The organism is Planktotalea sp., from assembly GCF_039984035.1.
Lineage (GTDB): Bacteria > Pseudomonadota > Alphaproteobacteria > Rhodobacterales > Rhodobacteraceae > Planktotalea.
This window is the reverse complement of the sequence record NZ_JBDWVM010000304.1, coordinates 1-7,439: the sequence shown is the minus strand read 5'-3', so window position 1 is coordinate 7,439 and position 7,439 is coordinate 1. Positions and strand designations below refer to the sequence as shown.

The window sequence follows — 7,439 nt, the reverse complement described above, 5'->3', positions numbered from 1 at the left end:
CGGCCAAGACCGGATTGTTTGACACCGCCAAAGGGCGCAACCTCTGTAGAAATGATACCAGTGTTCACGCCGACGATGCCATATTCCAGGGCTTCGGCGACCTTGTAAACGCGGCTCAGGTCTTTGGCGTAAAAATATGATGCCAGACCGAAGATCGTATCATTCGCCAATGCGATTACCTCGTCCTCATCTTCAAATTTGAAGAGCGGGGCAAGCGGGCCAAAGGTTTCTTCAGTCGACACAGCCATATCCTTGGTCGCGCCTGTCACGATGGTTGGCGCAATGAAGTTGCCAGAAAGGTTACCGCTGTCATCGCCCAAGATGACGGTCGCACCTTTAGCCTTAGCATCAGCAATATGAGCATTCACTTTGACTGAGGCTTTGTCGTTGATGAGTGGGCCGAAATCGGTACCTGCTTCGAGGCCGTCACCGATTTTCATAGTGCCGACGCGAGCGGCGAGCTTTTCAGCAAATGCGTCATAGACGCCTGCCTGCACATAAATGCGGTTGGCACAGACGCAGGTTTGACCGTTGTTGCGGAACTTGCACATGATCGCGCCTTCAACGGCCGCGTCCAGATCGGCGTCGTCAAACACGATAAAGGGCGCGTTGCCGCCAAGTTCCATGGAACATTTCATCACTTGATCCGCCGCTTGACGCATCAGAATACGGCCCACTTCGGTGGAGCCGGTGAACGTCAGTTTGCGCACGCTCGGGTTTTCGCAAAACTCTTTACCAACTTCGCTGGAGAGCGTTGACGGCAGAATGTTCAACACACCTGCCGGAATGCCAGCGCGTTCCGCCAAAACGCCCATCGCAAGTGCGGACAGCGGGGTGTCTTCGGCAGGGCGCGCCACCATGGAACACCCAGCGGCAAGCGCAGGGGCTGCCTTGCGCGTGATCATCGCGTTCGGGAAATTCCAAGGCGTGATCGAAGCAGCAACGCCGATAGGTTGCTTGATCACGGTGATGCGTTTGTCGGGCTGATGACCAGGGATGGTTTCGCCGTAGATGCGTTTGGCCTCTTCCGCGAAGAACTCGATGAAGGATGCGCCATAGGCGACTTCGCCCTTCGCTTCCGCCAGCGGTTTGCCTTGTTCAGCGGTTAGAATGATGCCCAGATCATCCTGATGCTGCATCATCAGATCATACCATTTGCGCAAGATCGCAGAACGTTCCTTGCCGGTCTTCTTGGCCCATTCCTTTTGCGCAGTTTCCGCCTGCGCAATTGCACCTGCGACCTGAGCGCGGCTGAGGTTTGCAACCTTGGCAATGACATCGCCGCGCGCTGGGTTGACCACATCAAACGTTGCGCCGTTTTCACCATCGATCCATTGACCCCCGATATAGGCCTTGGTGGCGAGCAGTGATGGGTCTTTCAAAAGTCCAAGTAGGTCCGTCGGTGTATCCAGCATTGTCGCCTCCATGATTGCAGATTTAGGAATATCTCAGAGCATGGGACAGGCGGCTTGTCCATAGAATATGAAAAGCCGCCTACGAATCTCGCAAGCGGCTTCTTTCTTAAGGGGCTTTTCAGATTAGATATCTGTGATGTGCTCTTCCAAGAGTTTTTCGTTACGGGCTTCTTCGATGCGGTTGATGCGATCAACGCGCTGCTGGTTGTCAAAGCGATACTTTACAAAATTTACGAGGCTCAAAGTAAGCAAGAGAATACCAATACCCCAGAAACCTTTGGTTGCGAGTGGTACTTCTGTTGAAAGCCAAAGAGACAACCCCAAGAGAACATAGGAGGCGACAACACCTGCGCCGTTAAAGAGGGTAATAAGTCCGTTATCTGCAGCATCATTGTGGGTCATTGGATCGTGTTCCTTTTAGAAAGTTATATAATTTTGGGAGAAGGTGTTGGTTACTTTTGTGACAGACGTGCCAAGACATCTGCGGCGGTCGTTTTGGTCGTATCGCCAAACCCTGCGGCGGCCATGCGGTCTTCAAGATTGCTGTGATCAAGGGACGCGTTGATTTCTGACAATATTTCCGATTGCTCGAACGGGTCATCTTTACCAACGACACGGGCGATCAGATCTTCTGCCTCATCGGCGCTAGAGGTTCGGCCAATCGTTGTGCGCAGGTTCGATTGGATGTTCTGTTCACGCTTAATCGCTTTGGCGCTGATTGCACCTTGCTTGAGATCAATGATCCGGCGATGCGCGGCTTCTACAGAGGTGCGAAGGCGCAGCGTTTGTTGCTCTAAGCGGTTCAGTGTTTCGCTACGAAGGGTTGCTTCGTTTTCCATAGTCGCAATTGCGTTGGCTGCTTCATTCGCCAAATCCTGACGATCATTGTTCAACGCGTCTTTGGCGCGCTCGGTCAACGTTGCGATACGGGTTTGTAAACCATCGAACTGGCGCTGTTCCCCACGTTGGCGCTGCATCAAAGAGGCAAGCGTTGCTTTAGCTGCTTTGAGCTGCACTTCTGTTTCGCGGATTTTCTGATCAATCAATTCAAGTGCAAATGTATCTTTGAGGCGATCTTCTGCGCGGGAATTTGCGCCGGCGAAAAGTGTTTTCATCATCGAAATCATTACCGTTTCCTTTTCGTGAGCGTTGTTCATGAAATTGATATAGCAACGCCATGAACGCTGTTCAAGAAAAAACGTGAACGTCGTTCAGATTTTCTAGAAAGAGGTGGATTTCCTTAATAAAAGAGCAATCATTCGCTCGAGATCTTCGCGTGGAACACCAGAAATTCGATTCTCAAGGCCCAGTAAAACGATTCCATGCACTGCAGAAAACAGGCTGCGAGTCATCAAGGCGACGTCTTTTGGGGTAAAGTCAGGGAAGCACTCGCTAACAGGGCCACCGATGAAACCGAACAAACGCTCCAGTTCGGCAAGGTACCATTTGGGGACGTCCATATCAGTGGACATACGCAGGCTAAAAAGCGCACGCCATGCAGCAGGGTTTTCTGATGCGAAATTCATGTAAGCATAGGACATGATAATAAGACGCTCAGTTGGTGACTTTCCTGTCGTCCCGACGAGCGATTGGGCGACAGCTTCGCCAAGGGCTTTGAACGTGCGCCCGTTCACTGCGATGACGATGTCCTGAAGATCAGAAACTGCGTTGTAGATAGCCCCAACCGCGCAACCGGCTTCATCCGCAAGCCTGCGCGCTTTAATTGCTGCAGGACCCTCGTTGGCGATGATCTTTTCTGCGATGTCTACTAATTGCTCACGCAGTTCGTCGCGGCGTTTTTGAGTTTTCGTCGTCATTGATAGCTTCCTTGAACTGCGTTCACGGATAACCGAGTTCAGAGAAACGTCAATGCAGATGTTGTTGAATGGCGGGTAAGGTGCGTGCAATCACGCACCTTAAGGCACTTACATGTTCGGGAAGTAGTCTTCGCAGTCGCCGTCGCGGTAGACGTCGGCTGTACAGCAATGCAGGCCACCGCCGAATGCATAGGCATCGCGCAGCTCCACTTCGACGACTTCCATGCCGAGCTTGTCCATTTGTTCGGCTTGGTAGACTTCGGATTTTTCAACGCAGACGGTTTTCGGATCGAGCACCAGAACGTTCATCGAGAGCCATGTAGAAGAATAGCACAGTGGCGGCGGGGTGTTGTGTGCAGGCTGCGCGGAATCGACGATTTCCCAATCGTTCTTTTCAAACATTGCGCGTTGCTCGTCTGGTAGGCGGCGTTGGGGGTTGTTTAGGATCAAGCCGGGGCGCAGTGGAGTGAACGTCGCATCGATGTGGATCGGATAAGGATCGCCGGGGAAGTTCACCGTGTGCACGCGGTGATCAGGGAAATGGCGACGCAGCCATTCGATGCCTTTTTCATTCGTCGTAAACCCGTGTTGCACAACAAGGTCACGACCAAAGCGCAAAACATCCGCAGCATCAAACAACGGCTCTTCTTCGGTCGTCACAAAGAATTTCTTTGCGGCCCATTCAAGCCGTTTTGCATCACCGATTTTTTCACTGAGGTAATCAGGGTGATAATCCGCATCCGTCAGGCGCGGTTTTGGTGCGGCTTCATGACGGAAGTTTGGGTCCTCATTGAAATACTGCTGCATCAAGGGGCGGTAGTTCAGGTATTCGAACCAGCGACAACGATAGGACATTGTCGCTTCAAGCATCTCGCTCCCGACGGTTAGAAGGACGTCGCGGGGCGGCATGCAGCCGAATTGGCTTTCCGTATGAAAGTCAGGCGTCGTTGCAGGCTTTGAATGATCTATGGAGGTTGGGCGGTCCACGCGGATGCCGCGCGCTTTGAGTTGATTGGCGAAATTGTCCAAAAGCTCATTCGCGCGATCAATGGTTTCTTGCGGGCGCCGACCCCATTGGCCACGCATGTCGCTGTCCTCTGGAACCTTTGCGTCAAGAGCGGGTTCTTCGGGCGGAATGTGACAATCGTCAGCACGGCCAACGATGACGTGTCGCAAAGTATCCCATTCGTTCCAGCTTTTGACTTCGGTTTTGTCTGCTGACCAGCTCATAAATCGTCCCCATTCGTATGCATTTCGCTCATTCTTAGCCAAGCGCCTTCCCAACAGCTACGAGTTTTGCGACACTCTGCAAGAATCTTACGGCGCTGGGTGATGTAAATTCACTTAACATGCCTATATAAAAGACAATACTATTTTAGACGGGAGAGTTTTTATGTCAGATTTTGCAAGCCAGGTGGCGGAATCGCAAAGCCAAGTTGCTGAGGCGCAATCCAAGATTTCCGAGCTGACCAGTCGTATCGAAACCGCGCGCGCGAAGATGAAAGCGGGCGATGATGCGATGATCGACATTGAGAATGCAAACCTCGAAGATGTGCACGCGCATACGGACGTGATGAACGCGAACATTGCAGAGTTGATTATGGGGCTGGACGATGTGACGGCTGCCTTCTCCAAAGATTTTGACGAGATGCGCAACAAGACGGGTTGGGAGAAATTCGTTGGTATCTTTGCCGGTGCTAAGTCCGATGCGATGCGTCAGGAGCGCGTGCGCTCTGCGTCCATCGATGACAAATTGCAGGACCTGATTTCAAAGTCCGACGTGATCACCAAGCTTCTGGAAGGGCAGCTTGGCGTGCTCAATGAGCAAAAGGTGAAGGTGGAAGCCAACCTTGCCGAAACGCTGGATGAGCGTGAATTCACCGTGGGTGAGTTGGAAGACGTGAAAGCGCAGATCATGGCGGCTGATCCGAAGATCATCGCGCTTGAGGGGAAGATCGCGGTAGAGCAAGACGCAGCCGCGCGTACGAAGCTTGAAACAGAGCTGGCAGACATGAACGCCAAGTACAACGAGTTGGTTCAGGAGGAGCAGGTCAAGCTCGCCAAGAGCCAAACGTTGGAGCGTTATATCGAGAAGGGTAAAACGTGGATCGATTCATTGCAGAACCAAGCGGCGACACAAATGGTGCTGATCAACAAGCTGCAAACAGACACGAAGCAACGTGTTGTTCTTTATGACGCGCTGACCAAATCCTTGAAGACCGCGCAGCAACAAGACGTCGCGCACCGCATCAACGAGATTGGTGTTGAGACAGATCAAGAAGCGCAAACCGCGATGGCGGCAATTGGCACGGCAACGAACCAACGTATGGCCGACATGATGGAAGCGCACGAGGATCACATGGTCTTTGCCCGTGATGTTTTGGAAGCCAAGGCGAAAGCGGATGAGCGTTTCGCACGACGTTTTGCGCAGATCGTGGAGAAGCATGACAGCAACGCGTATGGTGGGTAAGTGAAGTTTACTCATCAGCAATTGTTGATTGCGGGTGCCGGCGCGTCGATTTTCTTTTTGGCTTGGTTTGCCGATAAATCCGGTGTTTTTGGCGGCGAGTTAGGCAGTGTCTTAGCCTATTTAATACCGTTCGGAGCATTATGTTTCATTTTGCCGATAATGCGATGGTTTCTTCGATTTACTGTATTGTTTAAACTCAATGATCCTTTGGCTCAAGATAGGGGCATGACAATGCATTGGTTGTTCCAATCCTCGAAATTATCGAGAGTAAATCGGTGGGTCCTTCATGTGAACGAACAAGGCTCTGACTTGGATCTTGTTAGGATTTTGGCAAAAGCAGAAAACCAATGACTGACCCGTCCCAAGACCACGCTGGCCTCAGCGATGAATTCGCCTCGCGCCGTTACTTCCGCAAATTCGGAAATATCACGCAGCATTTGACGCGTGTGGCGGCGGTGATGCAGGCGGAGGGGCGGCTGAGCAAGGATGATGTGGAAGTCATCACGCGTTATGTTGCGAAGCTGTCGTTTACCTTCCGTGCGCTGAGCATGAAATACCTGCTCGTGGGACGTGAGACGGGGCAGTTCCTTGGCTCGCTGTCGATGGACACGCGCGAAAGCGGGTTTCCTGTGCATCGCGAATTGCTGACCATGGCCAATGATGCCTCTCAGGCGGAAAAGCATTTGGCGAACATGCCGTCGGTGCAAGCTTACAAAGAACAGATGGTGCGCCGCATTGTTGGGGATCGCGAATTGCCGACGAAGCTGCAATTCGCTTTGTCCCAACGGCTCTACTACGAAGAATTGGTGCGCGGTGAATTGTTCTGGGCGCAGAATGATCCCGAATGCATTTGGATCGAGAATATCAGCGATCGTCGTCGCAAGTTTCTGATCCATTGGGCGGTCTACGATAGTCAGGTGAACCTGCCCGTCGTCTATCTGATGGAGCTTGAAGACAGCGGGCGCACGGCCTTGCCCAAGGATCAATATCGTTGGCCCGAAGCGCAGGCGCATTTGATGGGGCAGGCTTTGGCGGGTTTGAAATTGATTACGATTGCCAAAGGCTTTGACGAGACGTTTGACGATCTGCATCCCAAGAGCTTGCGTCGTTTCCATCTCGGTCCGATGTATTCGAGCGGGTATACGAAACAGACAGGACCGCTGCGCGCAGTTCTGGACGAGGCCAAGGCACCAGAGGGCGAAGATTGGGCGCTTGCGTGGACGCGCGAGGAGCTGGAAAGCGAACGTGTGGAGCAGGAACGGTCTGGTTGGTTCGGCACTGTGGATCGCGAGGTTTTCGCGCTGGATCCCTTCGCGGGGCGTGGTGCGGATACGGGCGCGACGCGTATGGAGCGCAGCATCATTTTGCCCCAGCGCCCCTATCAAGTTTTGGAAGAGAAAGATCCGCCTGGCTTTGCCTCTGTGCGCAAGTTCGTGGTGAGTTCCAGCGGACGCGTTTTAAGCGCACGTTGAGTGCCTCCGGCGGGGATATTTTAAAAAGGTGAATTTGGAGAGAATGCGATGAGTGTGACAGCGGATCAAATGGAATTGCGTGAAGCGGATATTCAAAAGCACTATCCGGCGGCTTTGGCCTTGTTGCAGGGGTTTGATCATACGCCCCGCATTGCGAAGGCGCGCGAGAGCGCTGTTGCGGAGAAGTCGGCGGGTATTGGAACGCGGCGGCGGTTTCGTTCGACCACTCCGGGTTTGGTGACACGGTCAACCGCGCGTTCTGAGG

8 protein-coding genes and 1 pseudogene are annotated in these 7,439 nt (G+C 52.8%); 4 read left to right on the top strand and 5 right to left on the bottom strand.

The window, feature by feature from the left end:
- From ABJQ89_RS13925 to ABJQ89_RS13905, 5 genes are all read right to left on the bottom strand, one after another.
- A partial coding sequence (locus tag ABJQ89_RS13925) for an NAD-dependent succinate-semialdehyde dehydrogenase (protein ID WP_348496793.1) occupies nt 1-1,415 on the bottom strand: 1,415 nt, incomplete at its 3' end.
- Nucleotides 1,416-1,538: 123 nt separating this feature from the next.
- Nucleotides 1,539-1,817 (bottom strand): hypothetical protein, encoded by a 279-nt coding sequence (locus ABJQ89_RS13920; protein ID WP_348496792.1) that lies wholly within the window; start codon nt 1,815-1,817, stop codon nt 1,539-1,541.
- A gap of 50 nt (nt 1,818-1,867) precedes the next feature.
- Nucleotides 1,868-2,542: a PspA/IM30 family protein gene (locus ABJQ89_RS13915; RefSeq protein WP_348496791.1), complete on the bottom strand. Its 675-nt coding sequence runs from the start codon at nt 2,540-2,542 to the stop codon at nt 1,868-1,870.
- Between the two features lie 93 nt (nt 2,543-2,635).
- Complete coding sequence (locus ABJQ89_RS13910; protein ID WP_348496790.1) at nt 2,636-3,232, bottom strand: TetR/AcrR family transcriptional regulator; 597 nt, start codon at nt 3,230-3,232, stop codon at nt 2,636-2,638.
- Nucleotides 3,233-3,340: 108 nt separating this feature from the next.
- Nucleotides 3,341-4,462, bottom strand: coding sequence for a serine/threonine protein kinase (locus ABJQ89_RS13905; protein ID WP_348496789.1), 1,122 nt, complete (start codon nt 4,460-4,462; stop codon nt 3,341-3,343).
- A 163-nt stretch (nt 4,463-4,625) separates the two neighbouring features.
- Here ABJQ89_RS13905 and ABJQ89_RS13900 point away from each other — a divergent pair, with 163 nt between their 5' ends.
- The 4 genes and pseudogenes from ABJQ89_RS13900 to ABJQ89_RS13885 form a co-directional block, all read left to right on the top strand.
- Complete coding sequence (locus tag ABJQ89_RS13900; RefSeq protein WP_348496788.1) at nt 4,626-5,702, top strand: hypothetical protein; 1,077 nt, start codon at nt 4,626-4,628, stop codon at nt 5,700-5,702.
- Nucleotides 5,703-6,053: a hypothetical protein gene (locus ABJQ89_RS13895; protein WP_348496787.1), complete on the top strand. Its 351-nt coding sequence runs from the start codon at nt 5,703-5,705 to the stop codon at nt 6,051-6,053.
- Nucleotides 6,050-7,174: a hypothetical protein gene (locus tag ABJQ89_RS13890; protein WP_348496786.1), complete on the top strand. Its 1,125-nt coding sequence runs from the start codon at nt 6,050-6,052 to the stop codon at nt 7,172-7,174. The genes ABJQ89_RS13895 and ABJQ89_RS13890 overlap by 4 nt, the downstream gene beginning before the upstream one ends.
- A gap of 48 nt (nt 7,175-7,222) precedes the next feature.
- A pseudogene (locus ABJQ89_RS13885) lies at nt 7,223-7,439 on the top strand (AAA family ATPase); the annotation flags it as partial.